The organism is Streptomyces sp. NPDC001093, from assembly GCF_040298985.1.
Lineage (GTDB): Bacteria > Actinomycetota > Actinomycetes > Streptomycetales > Streptomycetaceae > Streptomyces.
This window is the reverse complement of sequence record NZ_JBEPBF010000007.1, coordinates 1-17,632: the sequence shown is the minus strand read 5'-3', so window position 1 is coordinate 17,632 and position 17,632 is coordinate 1. Positions and strand designations below refer to the sequence as shown.

Here is a 17,632-nt window from a genome sequence, read left to right as displayed (position 1 = left end):
GCGTCAGGTCAGGAAGAAGACGCCCGCGTCGGTGCCGGCCGGGGCGAACTCCGCCAGGCGGGCGCGGAGGTTGTCCGTGCGCTGTGGCTGGAAGAGGTCGTGGAAGGCGCCCTGCTCGGAGCGGTCGGCGGCGCCTCGGGCGATCTCCGGGGCGCAGCCGTGGGCGAGCTGGCCGTAGGCCGGGGTGCCGTAGCGGAGGCTGGTGAAGCGTGGGCGGACCCGGTCGGTCTCGGCGGCGGCCAGTGCGGGGGCGTCCGCGCGGGCCGTCCGGCCGCTCTCGACGAGTTCCTGGACGGCCTCGCGGACCAGGTCCGGCTGGCAGCGGTAGCGGCGCGGGGTGCGCGAGCCGGGCGGCACGTAGCTGAAGCGGAGACAGCCGGCCGAGCGGCGGGCGACGTTCATCCGGCCGGTGAAGATGCAGTCCTCCGCGGTCTCGACCGCGTGCGTGTGCACCTCGCCGATCACGGTGGTGCGGTAGGCGTGCAGGACGGCGTGGGCGTGGCGGCAGTCGGGGGCGGAGAGCGCCTCGAGGTCGGAGGCGGTGGCGTCCAGGATGCTGTCCGCGATGTGGATCGGCAGCGGGTCGTCGTCGACCTCGTCGCCGACGACCAGGATGGTGCCGAGGATCGACCGCTCGATCTGGACGCAGGCCGTGGTGCGGTCGAGGACCAGGCTGGGTTCCTCGGGTGAGTGCGGTGCGCAGTGGTCGGTGAGCGACCAGCCCGGGACCAGGGTGCAGTGCCGGATGACCAGCTCGCCCAGCGGACCGGTGACGTTGACGCCGCGGCCGGTGATGAGGAGGCCGTCCAGGACCATACGGCCGCCCGGTCTGCCCGAAGTGCCGCCGGTGCCACGGACGTTGAGGGCGTCGGGGCGGTTGCCGTACCAGTCGAGCAGGCGGATCACCGGGCGGCTGCCCTCGGCGGCGCGCAGTTCGAGGCGGTCCTCGGGGTCGAGGGCGAAGTCCAGCTGCTCCTGGTAGGCGCCGCTGTGGCTGATCTGGATGATCGCCTCGGACCCGGCCGTGCCCGCGGACTTGTCGGTGCGCCACTGCTCGTAGGCGTCGGTGATCCGCTCGAAGCGGCGGCCCGGGCCGACCCGGTAGACGGCGGCCTCGGGCGGGGTGACGCGGTCGCGCGGGTACTGGCCGCCCCCCATGTCGTCGGAGAACGCGTAGTGATAGCTGACCCAGACGCCGCGCGTGGGCGCCGAGCGGGCGCCGAAGGCGATCCGCCCGAGCTCGGGGTCGACGGCGACCTGGCCGTACCTGGGCCGGTAGTGCCAGCCGGAGAGGTCGGCCACCACGATGTCGGACAGCGGGACGGGGGTGAAGTCGTCGTCCCGCCAGATGGCGAAGCTCTTGCCCGGGCCGTAGAAGTCGCTGAGCCGGTCGGCGAGTTGACGGCGCGTGATGGAGCCCGGAACGTTGTCGATGGTGGCGATGTGTGTCGCCGAGGGCTCCGGCTCGGGGAGGGTGACGAGCGGGGTGTCGTTGCCGAGGATGGAGAAGGTGTAGTGGTTGCGGGCCCGGTCGAGGCAGTAGGCCGGGCCGCGGGAGATCGCGTACGGCTTGAGGCGCCAGACGAAGAGACCCACGCCGGCCGGGGTGACCCCGCCCTGACGTCGGGTGGAGGCGGCGCGGCGTACGTCGGCGGTGCGGGCCGAGGTGTCGAAGGGGCTGCCGAGCAGGTCGAGGGCGGCGCCGTCGCGGAGGTCGGCGAGGCGGCCACGGCGCAGGCGGCGCCGGTCGGCGGACGTCTCGTCGGCCCGGAAGAGGCGCACCGGCTGGGTGGTGGCCAGGAGCCGGGAGAACTCCACCGCGCGGGCCGGCCAGTCGGCGGTGGCCGCGCAGATCTCCTCCAGCACGGCCAGGGTGCCCTTGCGGCGGCGGTTCGCGACCGTGTCGGCCACGTCGCGGCGCGGGGCGAGGCGGGCGCCGAGGCCGGGGTCGGTGCTCAGCGTGTCCTGGTAGCCGGGGAGCACCTGGTAGCCGACGAGGTCGCCCAGGTAGGGCAGGACCCAGTCGGCGGCGGTCTCCACGAACCAGTCGTCGTACTGCTGCTCGACGGTGGTGCGGATCAGGTCGATCTGCTCGGAGATGACCGCGAGCAGCGCCCGCAGCGGCTCGCCGGACTCGGCGTCGCGGATGCGGTACCAGTCCGGGAGCAGGTCGAGCAGGCCGTCGGGGTCCCGGCTCATGCGGAGGCCTCCTTGAGGATCAGGGTGTCCGGCAGGTCCGGGGAGATCACGGCGAGCTGTGCCGGGCGGATCCCGCGGAAGACGACCACACTGCTGCCCGGCTTCAGGGGCTGGGTTCCGGTGAGGTCGGGGTTGAGGCGGAGCAGTTCGACGAGGGAGATGCCGTACCGGGCCGCGATGTCGGTCAGGGTCTCGTCCGCCGGGCCGGTCACCCGGTGGCGTTCGACCTGGTGGCGGGCGGGCTGCGCCGCCACCACGTCCTGGGGTACGGCGAGTCGGTCGCCGAGCCGCTCCAGTCCCTGCGGGGAGAGGTCGCCCGGGACCCCGGTGAAGGCGGTGACCTCGACGTGGTCGACGCCGGGCACGGAGTGGGCGGTGGCCAGCACCTCCGACAGGTGGGCGGGCTGGGCGAGTTCGCGCGCGTCGAAGCCGAAGCGGGCGAGGAGGGCGGCGCGCAGGCGGGGTTCCACCTGCTCCCAGTCGTGGTCCCGGCCGACCGTCACCTGTGCGGCGAGGAGCAGCAGGACCTTTTCGCGTACCGCGACCTCCACCGGCAGCCGGAGGTCCCCGTACTCGGCGAGCGAGGCGCGCAGAGAGGTCAGCAGGCCGGAGTCGGGGGCGACCGGGATGTCGTCCACGCCGGCGACCGTGACGTGCACCGACTGACGCCGCCCGTCGAAGAGTTGGGCCGCCCTGGCGCGGCCGATGCCGGCCCGGGCCCGGGTGAAGTCCTCGTAGTCGGGGACGGAGACCAGGCGGTCCAGGGCCGAGACGGCCAGCGGGACCTGGCGGCGCCGCGGGGTGAAGCCGGGGGTGAGGGCGCGCGTGTCGGTGGCGCGCGCCGCGCCCTCGGGGTCGGCTCCGCCGGTGGCCGGGAGCGGGTTGGTCACCCCGGTCACCCCGAGCGGGCGCGTGGCCAGCTGGGTGATCTTGCCTGCGGCGACGTTGGCGGACCTGCCGATGCCGGTCCGGTAGGTGGCCCGGACGTTCTCGTGGCCGCTGGGCAGGCGGCGCCCGTGGACGCCGTCGCCGAAGGTGACCCGGATCCGGCCGTCCTCGGTGGTGCTCGTGGTGTAGACACGGTCGTGCGGGCCGGCCGCGGCCAGGGTGTCCACCTCGTGCCAGAGGACTCCGTCGACGCGGATGCGGAGGGTGCTCGCCGCGCCCTCCGGGGTGTCGGACGCCAGCCAGGTGAGCGGGGCCTGCCAGAGGACGAAGCTCTGGCCGGCCTGGCTCGCGTCGCCGCTGCCGATCGGCTCGTCGCGGGTGGCGCCCTGGGTGGCGCGGACCACATTGCCGTGGATCGTCACCGTGGAGCGCCGGTAGCGGTAGGCGAGCGGGGCGGTGAGCATGAGGGTGGTGCGGACCGTGTCGCCGGGCAGGGCCGGGTCCACGGCCTGGACCGCCTGGGAGATCATGGCCAGCTCGCTGCCGTGCACGCCCGGGGTGCCGGGGATGTCGGTCCGTTCGCCGGAGACGACGATCCAGCGGCCGGGGGCCAGGCCGTGGTAGAGCTGGGCGAGGTCGATCAGGTCGCCGCCGACGTCGTCGGTGAGGGGCTCGTCGGCCAGCTGGAAGCTCTCGCCGCGGGCGTAGACGCTCGTGTCGCGGATGTGCGAGAGCAGGGTGTCCTTGTCGTCCAGCCACGGGTCCTCGAGGGTCAGCTCGGTGACCTTGCCGGTGATGCCGAAGTCGGCGCGGGAGAGCACGCGGACTCCGCTCACCCGGGTGATGACCCTGGAGAGCCTGGGGTCACCGGGGACGCCGCCGGTGACGCCCTTGCGGGGGCGGTCGACGGCGACCCAGCTGCCGGGGGCGATGCCCTCGTAGACCGCGTCGAGGGCGAGCACGTTGCGTGCGGTCAGGCCGAGCCGGGCGGTGAGGGTGATCTCGACGGAGGCCGGCCCGTCGTCCGCGGTTCGCTTCACCGTGATCTGGTACGCGCCCTGCGTGCCCGTCAGCTGGTCGCCGGGGGCGAGGCGGAGGTCGAGCGGCGCGGGCAGCGGCGGGTTGGGGCCGTTGCCGTCGCCCTCGTCGGTGGTGCCGGTCGCGGTGATGGTGACGTGGATGCGGCCGTCGTCGCCGGGGCGGGAGACGAAGAGGTCGCGCTCCGGGAGGTGGGCCTGCAGGCGTGCGGTGACACCCTGCTCCTGGCCGGACTCGAGGGCCCGGCGCAGCGCCGACTCGTTGCCGTTGGTGGTGAGTTCGATCCGGCCGGGGCCGAAGTCGTGCGTGCCGTCGTCGCCGGGGAGGGTGAAGTTGATGCTCACCGATCCGCCGGCCTCGACGTAGCTGAACTCCGCCCGGCGGGGCGTGGCGCCGTCCGTGTCGTAGTCGACGCGCATGCTGGTGAGCTTGGAGCCGGTGAGCGGCCAGTCGGTGTAGCGGACGACGCGGCCCGTGGCGTCGTAGACCGGCTTGAGCGGGGCGGTGGCACCGAAGGGCGTCCCGGTGACCCGCATGGCCTGGGCGTCGAGCAGGGCGAGGGGTGCGCCGAGGTCGACGTTGGCCCAGGCGGCGTAGAGGCCGTCACCCAGCCGCGGGTCGAGCGCGGTGAGCAGCCCGGCGCCGAGGTCGGAGCCGGGGGCGTAGCTGCGCTCCGGATCGCGGGACAGGGCGCGGGCGTCCGAGGGGAGGGCGGCCGGCGGGGTGCGCAGGGCGGAGAGCAGCGGGCCCAGCCCGGAGAGGGCCGGGTCGATCACATCGCCGGGGCAGTCCCCCGGCTCGCTGTCGGGAACCCCAGGACCTGACGCCACGCCTGGCATGGCCGCCGCCGCGGCGGTGTGTGCGCCCGTCCCGGCGGCGGGCTGCGGCGGTTGCAGGCCGAGGGCCTGCGCGCGCAGCCGGGTCAGTTCGGTGTCCAGGGCCTCGAACCAGTCGGACACGTCCCGGTAGTCCTGTCCGTAGGCCTTGGCCTCGCGCAGCCGGGCGAGGGTCCGGGTCAGCCGGTCGGCGAGCTTCGGCGGGGTGTCGAGGGTGTCCAGCTCGCTGCGGAGCGGGGCCAGCACCTGGTCGTCGAAGTCGCTGACGATACGGCTGTGTTCGGGCCAGGGGTTGGGATTGTGCTCCCCGCCGGGGGTGATCCAGCGGGTGAGCTCGCTCTTGATCCCCTGGAGGGAGGGCAGCGAGGCCTGCGGCAGGCCGATGGCCGTGGTGCCGCTCTCCCGGTCGACGCTGACGCCGGGGACCGTGAGCAGTACGCGCTGACTGCGGTCGGCGGCGCGGTCGGCGCTGAAGATGAAGAGCAGCTGGTCGCCCTGCTTGATGTTGTTGGTCGTACCGGCGGCGAACAGCCGGCTGCGCTTGGCGAGTTGGTCCACCGACAGCTGGTAGGGGCGGCGCTGGAGCACCTTGAGCTCGTTCCAGGCCCAGCGGGCGGTGAGGTCCTCGGCGGTCTCGAAGGACTGCGGCTCCTCGCCCTGGCCCGGGACGCTCTGCGAGCGCGTGCCGCGCGGGACGACGACCGCGGTCTCCTGGCCGCTGCGCGGATCGCGGTCCACGGTGTACGCCAGATAGGTCTCGGCGGCGACGCCCGGGCGGGGCTTGTGGCCGACCAGGCCGCCGAGCAGGGCGAGCGATCCCTCCTCGGTGGCGGTGCGCAGATAGCCCTCGTTGGCGATCCGCTCCGAGTAGAAGGTGAGCACGTCGCCGACCACGGCGGCGGCGTCGACCAGCGCGATCGCCGGGTCGTCCGGGGTGCGCACGGTGAGGCCCCGCAGGGCGGGGTAGGCCGGGCCGGAGAGCCGGTCCAGCATCGCGGAGACGAAGCGCCCGTACTCCCCCACCCGGTAGCGGACCGCGTCCAGGCCGGGCGGGTTGAACACCTCGACCGGCGTCGCCGGGTCGGCTCCGCCGCCGGTGCAACCGCAGTGGCACGGGGTGCCGGTCATCGGCCGCCTCCGATCTCGATGGTGAGCCGGCCGTTCTCGGGCCGGGCGGAGTCGTTGTCGCAAGCGGCGACCTCCAGCGCGCCGACCGGGAGGATCCCGGCCGCCAACTCGCCCTGGTCGCTGCGGAAGAGGCGCCGCAGACGGGTCACCTTGGCGCTGAGGACGCCGGGTACGGCCGCCACGGCGGCGACCAGGCGGCTGACCCGGACCGGCTCGCCGAAGGTCAGGGCGTCCGGGTGGAAGAAGCCGAGCCTGCCGTCGGGCAGACGGCGGTTGCCCAGCACCCTGCGTACCTCGGCCAGCACGTGGCCGAGCTGGTGGGCCCGGTCCACGCAGACGGACAGTGCGAGGTCGACCGGGACCTGCAGCGCGGGGCGCACCACCAGCTCGTGCCCGATGCGGCGGTAGGGCAGCAGGCTGTGCTCGACGGCCTGCAGCAGAGCCTCGCCGGGCTCGGGGAAGTCGACGGCTCCGGCGGGCCCTCCCGCCACGATGGCCGTCGGGCGCTGCACCGCCTCGACGGCGATGTGCATCTCCTGGCCGCTGCCGGTCCAGCGCAGTTCGGCCGCGGACCGGCGCACGCCCGGAACCCGTGCGGCCAGGGCCGCGTAGTCGCCGGGGGTGACGGCGCGCCTGAGCTCGCGGTGCGGGGCGAGCGGGGCGAGTCGGCGGACCTCGTCGACCGCCTCGGGCTGGGTGCCGCCGACGGCGGGGAGCGGGTTGCGGACGGCCGTGACCGCCTCGAAGGCGGCCCGGCGGGAGCGCGCGCCGCGGCCGCTGTCGTCGCTGCCGCGGCAGACGACGAGGTGGTTGATCGCCTCGGCGCCGACGTTGCCCGACGCTCCGTTGCCGACGCGGTAGGCGACCTCCAGCGTGGCACCGGGCGGGGGCGGCGCGCCGTGCCTGCCGTCGCCGAAGCGGAGGGCCAGGCGTCCGTCGTCCTCGACCTCGCCGACCATGTGGTGGCCGCGCGGGCCGTCGGCGAGCAGGTCGCGGCGGGGAGTCCACACTCCGTCACCGGCCTGGGCGCGGACGGCGGGCAGCGCGGAGCGCGGGTCCTGGCGCAGGCCGTCGGCGGCCGGTCCGGCGAGGACCGGGTCGCCCGGCTCCAGCTCGGCGGCGTAGCGCTCACCCCAGCTCTGGGCGATCTCCCAGGCCACGTAGCGGTTGAGCACCGTGCCCGCGTGGGCGCGGGCGATGAGCACCTCCAGGCGGCGGAGCTTGCCGGCGAGGAGGCGGGTCCGGCGGTCGTAGAGCTCGCGCAGGGCCCGGCCGGGGTGCTCGTCGATGCGCAAGCGCTGGATCGTACGGGCGCCGAACACCACGGTCAGCTCGTCGATCTCGCCCTCGGTGGGCGGCTCGCCCTCCTCGGCGCGGCGCCACAGCTCCTCGATCCGCTCGCGCAGGCCGGTGGGTATGGCTGCCAGACGGGCGGCCTGGCCTGCGGCGATACGAGCGGGGTCGGGGTAGGGGGTGGCCTGGGTGACGGGGGCGTGGCGCAGGACCGGGCGGAAGCGGGGGGCGATCGCCGGGTAGGTGGACTGGGCGAGCAGCGTCTCCAGGGCCGTGGCCTGGGCGTCCGCGGTGGAGGGCTGGACGCGTTCCTCGACCGTGGTGCCGGGGGCGAGGACGACGGATATGCCGGCGCGGGCGACGGCGTCCGCCCCCAGGAGCGGTTCCAGTTCGCGCACCTGGTCCGGTGTCATCGGCCGTCCCCGGCGGGTCTGGTCGAGCAGGGCGTGGACCGCCTCGCCCGCGGGGCTGCCCTGGGTGCGCTCGTCGGAGCAGCCGAAGGCAGTGGGGCCGCAGGGCCTGAGTTCGGCGGGCGCGGGCGGGACGGCGAAGCGCTCGGGGGCGCCGTTGCAGAAGGTGAGCGAACGGCCGTGGTCGACCAGGACGACGTTGCCGCGGGCGACGCTGACGTCCGTGATGAGCGCGCAGTCCGGTCCGCCGCGGGCGGACAGAGACAACGGGAAGGTCAGAGCGTCCCCGGGATCCCAGGTCACGTCGAGGATCGGCTGCTCGTAGAGCTCGTCCTCACCGGGCGTGACCGAGGTGAGGCGGACGACCTGGCGGTGCGTGGGGTCGGCGCCGGCGGGCGTACCGGTGCGCGGGCCGAGGACCTCCTCCAGGACGAGCAGATCGCCGGGCCTGAGCTTCAGCCCGCGCTTCGGGGTGTCCATGAGCGTCGCCGAGGTGGCGCCCTTGGGCAGCACGCACTCCTCCTCGCCCCAGGTCCAGAAGCGGATCTCGTTGTGCTCGGGGCGGAGACCGAGGTCGGCACCCGGGTTCAGCGGCTCGAAGACCTCCAGGCCGACGGGAAGGTCGGCGAGGGCGTCCAGGTCCTCGTCGGCGATGACGGTGCCGAAGTCGGGCCGCTCCTGCGGGCCGAGACGGGACAGGTCGATGGCCGCGAAGCGGAACTCACCCTTGGACAGCGTCAGTTGGCGGTCGGTGCGAAGCGCCACGAAGGTACGGGCATTGCAGCCGTCGTGCATCGCGTAGTCGGTCAGGCGGACATGACGGCGGACCGAGACGCGGCGGCGGGCAGTGGCGAGGTACGCCTCGGTGGCCACCGCGTCCTGGTGATAGGAGAGCTGGTCGCCGGTGTAGGCCAGCAGTTCGACGAGGGCCGTGCCGACGTCCGGGGCGTGGCGCTCGACCCAGCCGGGGGCGGTCAGGCTCATCCGGTCCAGGATCAGGCGGCGCAGGCTGTCGTAGTCGCGCGCGGTGTAGTCGATGACCGGGCGGCGGGCGTACCGCGGGGCACAGTCCTCCTCGTCCTCCTCGCAGTCGTACGGGCTGGGCCCGCCCTGGGTGAAGGTGAACCCGGCGGCGGCGTACCGGACGTCGAAGCCCCGGCGCGGCCGCGTCCCCGGCCGGCCGAAGGCGTCGGTCTCGACGACGCGGAGGCGGTAGGGCGCGGTGTCCCCCACCTTGTCCAGGGTCACGAACATCCGGTCATCGAGCTCGGGGTCGTCCTCGCGGACGATCTCGACCGCCAGGGCGTGGATGTCCCGGATGCGGCGGCCGCCCTCGATGCGGATGTGGTGGTGTGTCAGGTGGCTCGGTGCCTTGCCGAGGAAGGTGACGACGAGCGTACGGCCGTCGTCGCCCGGCTCCACCTCGTCCACGCCGTGCAGGCGCGCGGCGCGGACGGCGCCCCGGCGCTGGTCGGTTCGGCAGTCTGGGCTGCTCACGCGGCTCCCCCGCTCCCCTCGAACACATCGGTACGGCGCGTTCCGGTACGCCGGACCGTATAGGCCAGGTGCACCCGCACCACGTTCTCCTCGCTGACCACGTCGAGCGCGTCCACCTCGATCACGTCGCCGAGCCAGCGCTGCAGGGCGGCCTGGACGGAGAGTTGGAGCGCCGAGGCCAGCTCGGGGCTGTTGGGCGCGAAGACCAGGTCGAGCAGCCCGCAGCCGAAGTCGGGGCGCATGACCCGCTCCCCCGGGCTGGTGAAGAGCAGCTGCTCGATCATGTCACGGACGTGCCCGTCGTAGTCGGTGTCCGCGGTGCGGCCGCGGTTGTCGACGTGGAAGGGGAAGGCGATGTCCGTACGGGGCGGGTACGGCTGCGCAGCGGGCAGCTGGATGACGCGCTCGGCGTGGGCTCCGGCCGCGGCGGCTGCCGCGGTTCGGCGGTTGCGCGGGCTCATCGTCCCACCACCCGTTGCTGCACGATGGTGACGTTCGGCGGGCCCTGCGGCGCGCCGACGGCCGTGCCGCACAACGCCGTCGAGTCCTGGAGCAGGGCGGGCGAGCCGTTGATGCGGATGCGCGCGGAGCTCCCCGTCCAGCGGATCGTCGTGCAGGGGTGGGGATTTCCGCCGGCGGTGAAGGTGCAGCCGGTCACCGTGTAGACGTCGGCCTCGGTGGCGGCCGGGCTGCCGTCGACGAGTACCCGCGACTGGGCGGGCAGGACGTTCGCCTGACCGCCGTGCGGGCACATCACCGTGGCACCGATGGTGACAAGATTTCCGGACACGTGAACTTGGCCTTCCCCCGTCGGAGTTCAGGTGACGCTGAGCGCGTCGTTGTTGATGGTCACGGTCGGCCCCACGAGCGAGATCACCGCGCCCTGGCCGTTGCTGATGTGCACCCCCGTGTCGTCGATGACGATCGACGCGCCGGAGGGGTGTTTGAGGGTGATGCCCTTGCCGCCGGGTTCGTCGGAGAGGACGATCTGGCGCCGGCCGGGCGTCTGGAGCACCACGTTCGGGTTGTTGGCGGCGGTGACCGCGTCCTCGGGCACCTCGTGCGCCGCTCCGTACCAGCACCCCGTCCAGATCGGGTAGCTGGGGTCGCCCTGCTCGAACTCCACCCACACACCCGAGCCCACCGGCGGCAGATGGAACTGCCCCATTCCGGGGCCGGCCAGCGGGAAGCACGGCATGGCCCAGGTCGAGGGCACGTCACCGAGCACGTCCGGGACCTGGACCTGCAGTCGGCCCACGACCATGGGGTCGGCATTGCTCACCACGGTGCCCCGGTACTTGCCGAGGTAGCGGGTGGGTTCAGCAGCCATTCTCTGTCTCCTAGGGGACGACCGTCGGCTCGAGCGCGATCAGCCCCTCGCGTGCAAGGGTGAAGTTCTGCGTGTACGAGCCCCGTTGCAGGTTGTGGGTCACGGACTTGACGTAGTACCGGCCGTCGTAGGTGATGCCGGCACCGCGGACGCCGACCAGCTCACGGGCGCGCAACAGGTATCCGTACCGGACGACATCCAGCTGACCGGAGCCGGTGACGGCGTCGGCGGACTCCGCCGCCTTGGCGAGTGCCTCGGCGATGCCCTGCCCGCTGTCCTTCTTGGCGGTGTCCGCGATCACCGTCTTCTTCAGCGCGGGCGCCGGGCGCTGCGCCAACTGAGGCCGCAGGATGCTCACTTCGGGCACCGGCAGGATGGACGAGACGCGGGTGGCCGGCAACTGAATACGCGCCTCCGGCTGCTCCCGCGCCGTCCCGTCGAAGGCGAAGGTCAGCTGGTCGACGTTGGACAGCCCGTCCATGTTGACGTTCAGCGCGTGCTGCGGTTCACCGAGGCGGACCTCCGGCCCCCAGTAGGCTCGGCTCTGCCCGGGGACCGGGCCGGGGTCGAGGTAGAAGGCGTAACCGTTCGCCTGCGCCAGCTGGTTGACGTAGGCGAGGTCCGTCCCCTTCTGGAAGTCCACACGCTGCGTCGGCATCGGCGTCTGCGGGATCAGCTCAGGGACGACCAGCGGGCTGATCCCGTACTGGGCGTACTGGGCGATGATCGCGTGCACGCGGGCGGCCGGGGACATCGCCGGGTACGGGACGGCGGCGCGCTCCTCCAGGTCCATCAGGACGGTGAGGTCCTCCCCGGTGACGGTGAGCGTCGACTGGCCGGGCTGGTTGGATATCCCGACCTCCTGACGGATGATCACACCGTCCATCAGCACGGTGGGGGTGCCCTGGACCGTGACCGTGAGGATGACGCGCGTCTTGGGATCGAAGGAGCCGCCCGGCAGCAGACTGTTGCTGATCAGACCGTCCTTCGCCAGGTCGAACGCCAGCTGGAAGCCGCTGCGCTGCCCCGAAGCCATCGTCACCTGCACGGACAGGAGCGAGTCCGCGACCTCCTGCGCGACGGGCACGGCCAGTTGCGGGCCCATCATCAGCGTCAGGTGGATCGGCCCGGTCGTGATCGGACCGTTCTCAGCCATTCGCCCCTCCGGGCACGCCCGAGGGGAGCGTGATACGGATCCGACGACCCGGCTCGCTGGTCAACTCCCGGGGATCCAGCACCGGGTTGGCGTCCGCGATCCGCCACCACTGCTCGGCGTTGCCCAGGTAGCGGGCGCCGAGGAGGTCGGGGCGGTCGCCGGTGCTGACGGTGTGGGTGGTCAGGTCCGCCATGCCCTCCGGGTCGGGAAGGAGGCGGCGACGCAGATACGTGATGTCATGACCGTCCGCTTCCGTGAACCGGGCGGTGCCCAGCCCGTAGTAGCGGCTCGACCGCGGATAGGCGGTGGTCGCCTGCGTGAGCGCGATCGCGTCCAGCGGGTTCTCCAGCGACGACATGGTGATCAGATCCCTCCCAGTCCGCTTCCGCTCAGCCCCAGCGTGCTGAGCCGCCGGGGCGCGGCGGGACCCGCCAGCCGCTCCTTCTGCGCCAGGTACGCGAGGTAGAGCTCGTACCCCCGGTTGGTCACCGGCAGGTCACTGACCGTCAGGACTCGCAGAGTGATGGCCACTTGCGCCCTGATCGGGTTGAGCTCGACGTCGAACGCCTCCTCGGTGATCGAGAACTCCGTGAGCCTGACGGGTACGACCCGCTTGTTGCCCCACGTGAAGAGCGTCAGCGGGGCTTCGACCGGGGTGATCTCCAACGTGCCGCGGGCGGCAAGCGCCTCGAGCTGGCGCAGGCTGGCGCTCGACGGGCTGACCAGCATCTCCAGCACGGCGAGCTGCGGATGAATCCCGTTCGGCGCCGCCACGTCCAACTGATCGGTCGCGTCGATCTCCGCGGTCAGCTTCCATGTCTCGACGGCCGGCCCCTTGAGCCGCAACGCCTCCGTCCGGTCCCCCGACTGGTTGTCGGCCCCGGCCGCCTGCGGCGCGATGCTCCGCTCCAGGCTGTCCGGGTTGAACTGGAGAACGATGATCTCCTTGGGGGTTCCGCGCTGGGGGTCGATGATGACGAGGCCGGAGCGGATGGGTTTGGGTATGTCTGCGTAACCAGTCATCGTCCGCTTCTCCACATGACTTGCTTCCCCTGCCTCGGATCGCACCCCATCAGCTACTCCGTTCCATGAAGACGGATCCCCTCAAGCAGGATCCTGGCGTTCTCCCGCACCCTCGGCTCGGGATCACTCCGCTGGATCTCTCGCACGATCTCCACCAAGGCTGGGCGCGGCCAGTAACCGGTTGCGATCACCACGGACTGACGAATCCCCGGATCCGGGTCGGCAGCCACATGTCGCAGTTGCTCGGCCACGGCTTCCTCACGCTGTCGCTGCTCCTCTGGATTCTCTGCGGCGGTAAGCACCGTCGCATAAACAGCGACAAGCCGCGCGTCCCGGTCGACCGCCCCGGTGAGCGCATCGACAACCTCGTCGAACGACCAGCAGGCAAGCGACTCCCTGATTCGCTGTTCATAGGCTTGGGCAGCTGCACCGCGAAGGGTCATGTAGGCCAGACCGATAGGACGATCCTCCACATAGTGGACCTCCGTCGACTCGTCGTCGGACCGCCAGATGTCCACGTAAACGTCCGCCTCTTCGTCGCCCATCTCGAAGAGGTTCAAATCCATTTCCCAAACAGCGAGTTCAACGTCGTCCCGACTGACCTCCGGCTTGAGCACGCATCGCCTGTCGAATCCCGTCATCAACACGCCACCTCTCCCTAGTGCAGCCCGTAGGACCTTAGCAGAAAGTCGGATATCAGCTTGCGCCCGGCTTGTTCTGCACCAGCTTCGGTAGCGCCCACGATGCCCTCGTTCTCGGTGACGGCGAGCACCCACTGTTCCGCCATTTGTTCCTCACGGCGCCTCAATTCGGCTCGCTCCTCCGGAGTTCCGCCGTACGCCTGCGTCCCTGGACTCTGGCCTGCGTCTTCCGCTTCGTTGCCCCGAGTGGCTCGCATCGCCTTGAGCATGGACATCGGAAATCTGCCGCGTTGGCCGGTCACTTCCGTGCCCTCGTACTCGGCGAAGGCCTGATGCAGCGTCATACCACCGCGCCCCGGACCGCGTTGCACGAGGTCCATTGTCATCGCCGCGTAGCCCAGGTTCGCCGGGTTGCGTGTGGACTCGCGGATGTATATCAGGAAGTGGGCATTGCGGAACAGCGCCTGTTGCCCCTCAGTGAGGGATCCGGGGAATCGACCGGTCTTGTGGTAGGCCCGCAGGATGCTCGCGATCCGCGCGTCGCTGAGCTGCGTGGCGCGCAGGGCCTCCGCAATTTTCGGATAGCTATCCACCCCTCGGGTGAACGCATTCAGTTGGCCGGGCGTATTCCATTCCTTGGCAATGGACCGTTCGCTGCCCACCCGATAGAACTCGTCCTTCCACAGCGGCGGCCGATACGGCGATATCGTTCGCTCGTCACCCTTCGGCGTTGAGATGTTCAATTCGTTTCCACGCTCGCGCAGGTACTGCACGGCGGCAGGAACGTCGCTCGGCCCCGTCAGCTCCAGCGGTTGCGCTCCGCTGCCCGCCTTGGACACCCGCATCCGCTGGGCTCCGGCTCGTACGTCGGCACGGCTCAGAAGTTCACCGGCGATTTCCTGAACCAGCTTCCGCAAATCTGCGCCGGTCAGCCGGAATCCCCCGCCAGCGAGCGCCTCGGGGTTGAGTACCGCCGTGATCGAGAAGTTCCGACCCGCGTTGGCGAACAGATTCGTCAGGCGATACCACAGGCGCATGCCCTGCAGAACCCCACGCAGCACGAACCCGGGGAGCCCACGACCGAGCAGTCGCTCGAGAATCGGCCTGATGCGCGCCACGACTTGGGCCAGCCGCTCAGCCTTCGCCTGCGGCGAGTTCTCCTTCTTGTGACGTTCATCGCGCTTGCGCCGACGGTCTTCCTTGCGCTTGTTCCACCAGTCGCGCAACTGGTCGCGCTTGCGCTTGTAAGCGTCGTAGACCTTGTGCGCACCGTTGCGGATGGCGCGGCCCAGCTTGCTGTTCTTGAGTTTGCGGCCCAGGGCGCGGGCCGCGTTGCGGGCCTTGGCCAGGGCACCCTTGACGGCGCTCTTGGCGCGATTGAGGACGCGGCCTGCGCGGGAGACCGGGCGGCGGGGCCGGGAAGGTTCCTTCGGCTTTTCGGGTTCGTGCGCCTTCTTGGGTTCCTCCCGCTCGTGCGGCCTGGACTGCTTGGGCTCCTCCGGCTCGTGCGGCTTGGTGGGCTTGGGGTCCTCGTGCTCGGCAGGTCGCTTGGTGTCGGTCGGCCGCTCGTCGGGGTGGTGCGTCTGAGGACGCTCCTCCTCGGGGTGACGGGGCGTCGCATGGGGCTCGCCCGGGCGCTCGTGGGGATGCTCGCCGAGCGTGGACTCGGCGGGGCGGCGGCGGGACGGGAAGCGTTCGCGGACGGACGAGAGGGCGTTGCGCAGGCCCGTGCGGGCGCGGTTGACGGCGGTGCCGACGGCCTTCCTGGCGCCCTTGCCGGCCTTCGCGAGCGCCTTCATGATCTTCTGGGCGAGGGCCTTGAGCTTGGAACCGACCGCCTTTCCGGCGCCCTTGAGCTTGGAGAGGAGGTACTGAGAGACGAACTCGAGGAGGGCGACGACACCGGCAGCGACCGCCTCGGCGAAGAGGCAGGCGGCCGGGCCCGCCTTCACCGCCTTCAGGAAGGCGAAGAACTTGCCGAAGGCGGCGATGATCTTGCTGACGGTGCCCCAGGCGGCCATGAGGCCCTGGATGATCGTCAGGATGGCCCCGGCGGCGGGCACGATCATCGAGATGACCTTCTCGATGATGATCTGCGCGAGCATCATCGGGAGGGCGGAGATGATCGCCTTCCAGGCCATCTGGCCGATCTTCTTGAGGGAGATGCAGCCCTTGATGAGGATGTTGAGGAGCGTGGAGGTCAGCCCGACGATGGATTCGACCTTCTGGTCGAACCAGGCCTTCACCGCCGTCTTGATCGCGCCCCAGAGGTGGTGCTGGATGCCGTCCATCGCGGCGGCGCCCATCTTGTGCAGCCAGCCGCCCGGGTCCGGGGCGATGTCCGCGATCAGCGCCGCGAGTTGGCCGAGCGCGGCGATGGCCGCCTTGACGAAGTTGATCGCGGCCTCGACCGCCGCCCGCACCTGGTTGATGATGGCCTTGAGGGTGGCCTCGGCCAGTTTCAGCAGCGCGTTGAGCGCGGCGCCCAGCGCGTCGAGGAGCGCGTTGACCGCTGCCTTGAGGGCGTCGGCCAGGGCGTTGACCGCCGCGATGGCGGCATCGCGCAGGGCCTCGATGGCCTTGCGGAACTTGTCACGCAACGCCGGGAACGCGGCGAGCAGGACGTCGCAGATCTTGATCAGCGCGTCGGCGACGGCCTTGATCAGTGCCACGGCAAGCTTGCGGCAGGTGTCGATGACCGAGTCCGCGAACTTCTTGAAGCCGTCGATGATGTCGTTGACCAGCTTGCGGAAGAAGTCGAAGATCTTCGTCACCGCGGACAGCAGGGCGTTGAAGGCATCCTTGATCTTGGACGTGATCCAGCCGAACCAGCCCGAGGACTCGTGCTTCTTCTTCTCCTTCTCGTCCTGGGCCTTCTTCTGCGCCTGCTCACGGTTGTCCTGGATCTTCTTGTTGTCGCTGCTCTGCCGGTCCTTGACCTGCTTGTTGCTGTCGTCGCGCTTGGAGAGGATCTTCTGGTTGTTCTCCGTGTGCGACTGATCCGCCTGCTTGTCGGAGTCGGCGATCTGCTTGTCCTGCTCGGAGCGCCACTGGTCCCGCGCCTGCTTGGCCTGGACGCCCACCTCACCGCGCTTGTCGGTCTGCCTCCTGGCGTTGTCCGCGGTCTCCTTGTCGATGTCCGACTGGTTCTTCCTGCGCGCCTCGACCTGCTGCTGCCGGTTCTTGGCCTGGGCGCTGCCCACCTGGCCCTGGCCCTGACCGATCGCCTGCTTGATCTGCGGGCCGCGCTGCTGCTGGACGACGGTCGCCTCGCCGGGCTTCAGCTGCGCACCGGCCCTGCCCTGGCCACCGCCGCCCTGGCCGCCGGCGCCCCCGGGGACGTTGCCCTTCAGGGTCTCCTGGGGGACGTCCGGGTAGATCTGGTCCTCGCCCAGCGGCTTGGCCGCGTCCTGGCGGCCGGTGTCCTGGATCGCGGACGTCTTGTCGTTGTACTTGCCGGCCTGCTGGTCCGTCAGCTTCGGGTCGGCGTCGCCGGTCAGCTGCACCTGGGGGGCCGGGCCGACGGTGACGTTCAGCCCGGGGTCGGTGGACGGGACGTCGTTGACCGCGTCCTGCATGTTCTGGACGTCGTGCGCGTCGGCGTGGCCCGCGTCGGTGTCCGGGACGTTGGGGGTCTGGACCTCCTGGGCCGGGTTCTGGCCCTGTACCTGCCCGCCGTCGGCCTTCTGCTGCTGGCCCTGCCCCGGCGGGGCCACCCGGTCCAGCTGACCCGACACCTGGGGGGCCGGGGCCTCTTCCGTCGGCCTGCCCTGCAGGGTCTGCGGCGCGCCGGAGGGGCGCTGCGCGGTCGGCGGGGCGGCCTGGAGCTGGGCCTGCTGCCGGCCGATCGAGTGGTCGACCGCGCCGTCGGCGCCGTTGAGGACGGTGACCGTCTGGTCCGGCGGCACGCTCGCGGCCGTACCCAGAGCGGCCTGCGGGTCCTGGTCGGAGACGTTGGGCGGGGCCGGGCTCTTCTGCTCCTGGGCACCGCCGCCCCCGCCTCCGCAACCGCCACCGCTGCCTTCCGGCTTGTCGGCCTCGGTGCTGGGCTGCGGGGAGCCCGCGCAGGCGCCGCCCCCCGGTTCGAGCGAGGCGCCGGGAGCGGGCTGGGCGCCGAGGGCGCCCGGGGTGTCGGCCTGCTGGTCGGCGGGACCGAGGGCGGGGGACTTCGCGGCGGCGCGGGCAGGAGCGGC

The 17,632-nt window shown here is 71.7% G+C and carries 10 protein-coding genes and 1 pseudogene; all 11 read right to left on the bottom strand.

Annotation, left to right across the window (positions count from 1 at the left end):
* Window positions 1-3 precede the first annotated feature (3 nt).
* The gene (locus ABT288_RS05710; protein ID WP_351603119.1) at window positions 4-2,199 is read right to left on the bottom strand and encodes a hypothetical protein; all 2,196 of its coding nucleotides are present in this window, start codon (window positions 2,197-2,199) and stop codon (window positions 4-6) included.
* Entirely contained in the window at window positions 2,196-6,089 is a 3,894-nt protein-coding gene (locus ABT288_RS05705) for a putative baseplate assembly protein (protein WP_351603117.1), read from the bottom strand. The genes ABT288_RS05710 and ABT288_RS05705 overlap by 4 nt, the downstream gene beginning before the upstream one ends.
* Complete coding sequence (locus ABT288_RS05700; RefSeq protein ID WP_351603115.1) at window positions 6,086-9,289, bottom strand: putative baseplate assembly protein; 3,204 nt, start codon at window positions 9,287-9,289, stop codon at window positions 6,086-6,088. The genes ABT288_RS05705 and ABT288_RS05700 overlap by 4 nt, the downstream gene beginning before the upstream one ends.
* A complete protein-coding gene (locus tag ABT288_RS05695) occupies window positions 9,286-9,750 on the bottom strand; it encodes a GPW/gp25 family protein (RefSeq protein ID WP_351603113.1) in 465 nt (154 codons plus the stop codon). The genes ABT288_RS05700 and ABT288_RS05695 overlap by 4 nt, the downstream gene beginning before the upstream one ends.
* Complete coding sequence (locus ABT288_RS05690; RefSeq protein ID WP_351603111.1) at window positions 9,747-10,079, bottom strand: PAAR-like protein; 333 nt, start codon at window positions 10,077-10,079, stop codon at window positions 9,747-9,749. Before ABT288_RS05690 ends, ABT288_RS05695 begins: the two co-directional genes overlap by 4 nt.
* Before the next feature lie 27 nt (window positions 10,080-10,106).
* Window positions 10,107-10,619: a phage baseplate assembly protein V gene (locus tag ABT288_RS05685; protein WP_351603109.1), complete on the bottom strand. Its 513-nt coding sequence runs from the start codon at window positions 10,617-10,619 to the stop codon at window positions 10,107-10,109.
* Window positions 10,620-10,629: 10 nt separating this feature from the next.
* Window positions 10,630-11,775, bottom strand: a complete 1,146-nt coding sequence (locus tag ABT288_RS05680; RefSeq protein ID WP_351603108.1) for a hypothetical protein — start codon at window positions 11,773-11,775, stop codon at window positions 10,630-10,632.
* Window positions 11,768-12,133, bottom strand: a complete 366-nt coding sequence (locus tag ABT288_RS05675; RefSeq protein ID WP_351603106.1) for a LysM peptidoglycan-binding domain-containing protein — start codon at window positions 12,131-12,133, stop codon at window positions 11,768-11,770. Before ABT288_RS05675 ends, ABT288_RS05680 begins: the two co-directional genes overlap by 8 nt.
* A 5-nt stretch (window positions 12,134-12,138) precedes the next feature.
* The gene (locus ABT288_RS05670; RefSeq protein WP_351603105.1) at window positions 12,139-12,798 is read right to left on the bottom strand and encodes a CIS tube protein; all 660 of its coding nucleotides are present in this window, start codon (window positions 12,796-12,798) and stop codon (window positions 12,139-12,141) included.
* 53 nt (window positions 12,799-12,851) lie between these two features.
* A complete protein-coding gene (locus ABT288_RS05665; protein ID WP_351603104.1) occupies window positions 12,852-13,439 on the bottom strand; it encodes a HEAT repeat domain-containing protein in 588 nt (195 codons plus the stop codon).
* Window positions 13,440-13,456: 17 nt separating this feature from the next.
* Window positions 13,457-17,632 (bottom strand): annotated as a pseudogene (locus ABT288_RS05660) (eCIS core domain-containing protein); the annotation flags it as partial.

Excerpts from the sequence above, each read along its gene's own strand:
- ABT288_RS05705 (WP_351603117.1), bottom strand. The coding sequence starts at position 6,089 with ATGACCGGCACCCCGTGCCACTGCGGTTGCACCGGCGGCGGAGCCGAC.
- ABT288_RS05710 (WP_351603119.1), bottom strand. The coding sequence starts at position 2,199 with ATGAGCCGGGACCCCGACGGCCTGCTCGACCTGCTCCCGGACTGGTAC.
- ABT288_RS05675 (WP_351603106.1), bottom strand. The coding sequence starts at position 12,133 with ATGTCGTCGCTGGAGAACCCGCTGGACGCGATCGCGCTCACGCAGGCG.
- ABT288_RS05680 (WP_351603108.1), bottom strand. The coding sequence starts at position 11,775 with ATGGCTGAGAACGGTCCGATCACGACCGGGCCGATCCACCTGACGCTG.
- ABT288_RS05695 (WP_351603113.1), bottom strand. The coding sequence starts at position 9,750 with ATGAGCCCGCGCAACCGCCGAACCGCGGCAGCCGCCGCGGCCGGAGCC.
- ABT288_RS05685 (WP_351603109.1), bottom strand. The coding sequence starts at position 10,619 with ATGGCTGCTGAACCCACCCGCTACCTCGGCAAGTACCGGGGCACCGTG.
- ABT288_RS05665 (WP_351603104.1), bottom strand. The coding sequence starts at position 13,439 with ATGACGGGATTCGACAGGCGATGCGTGCTCAAGCCGGAGGTCAGTCGG.
- ABT288_RS05670 (WP_351603105.1), bottom strand. The coding sequence starts at position 12,798 with ATGACTGGTTACGCAGACATACCCAAACCCATCCGCTCCGGCCTCGTC.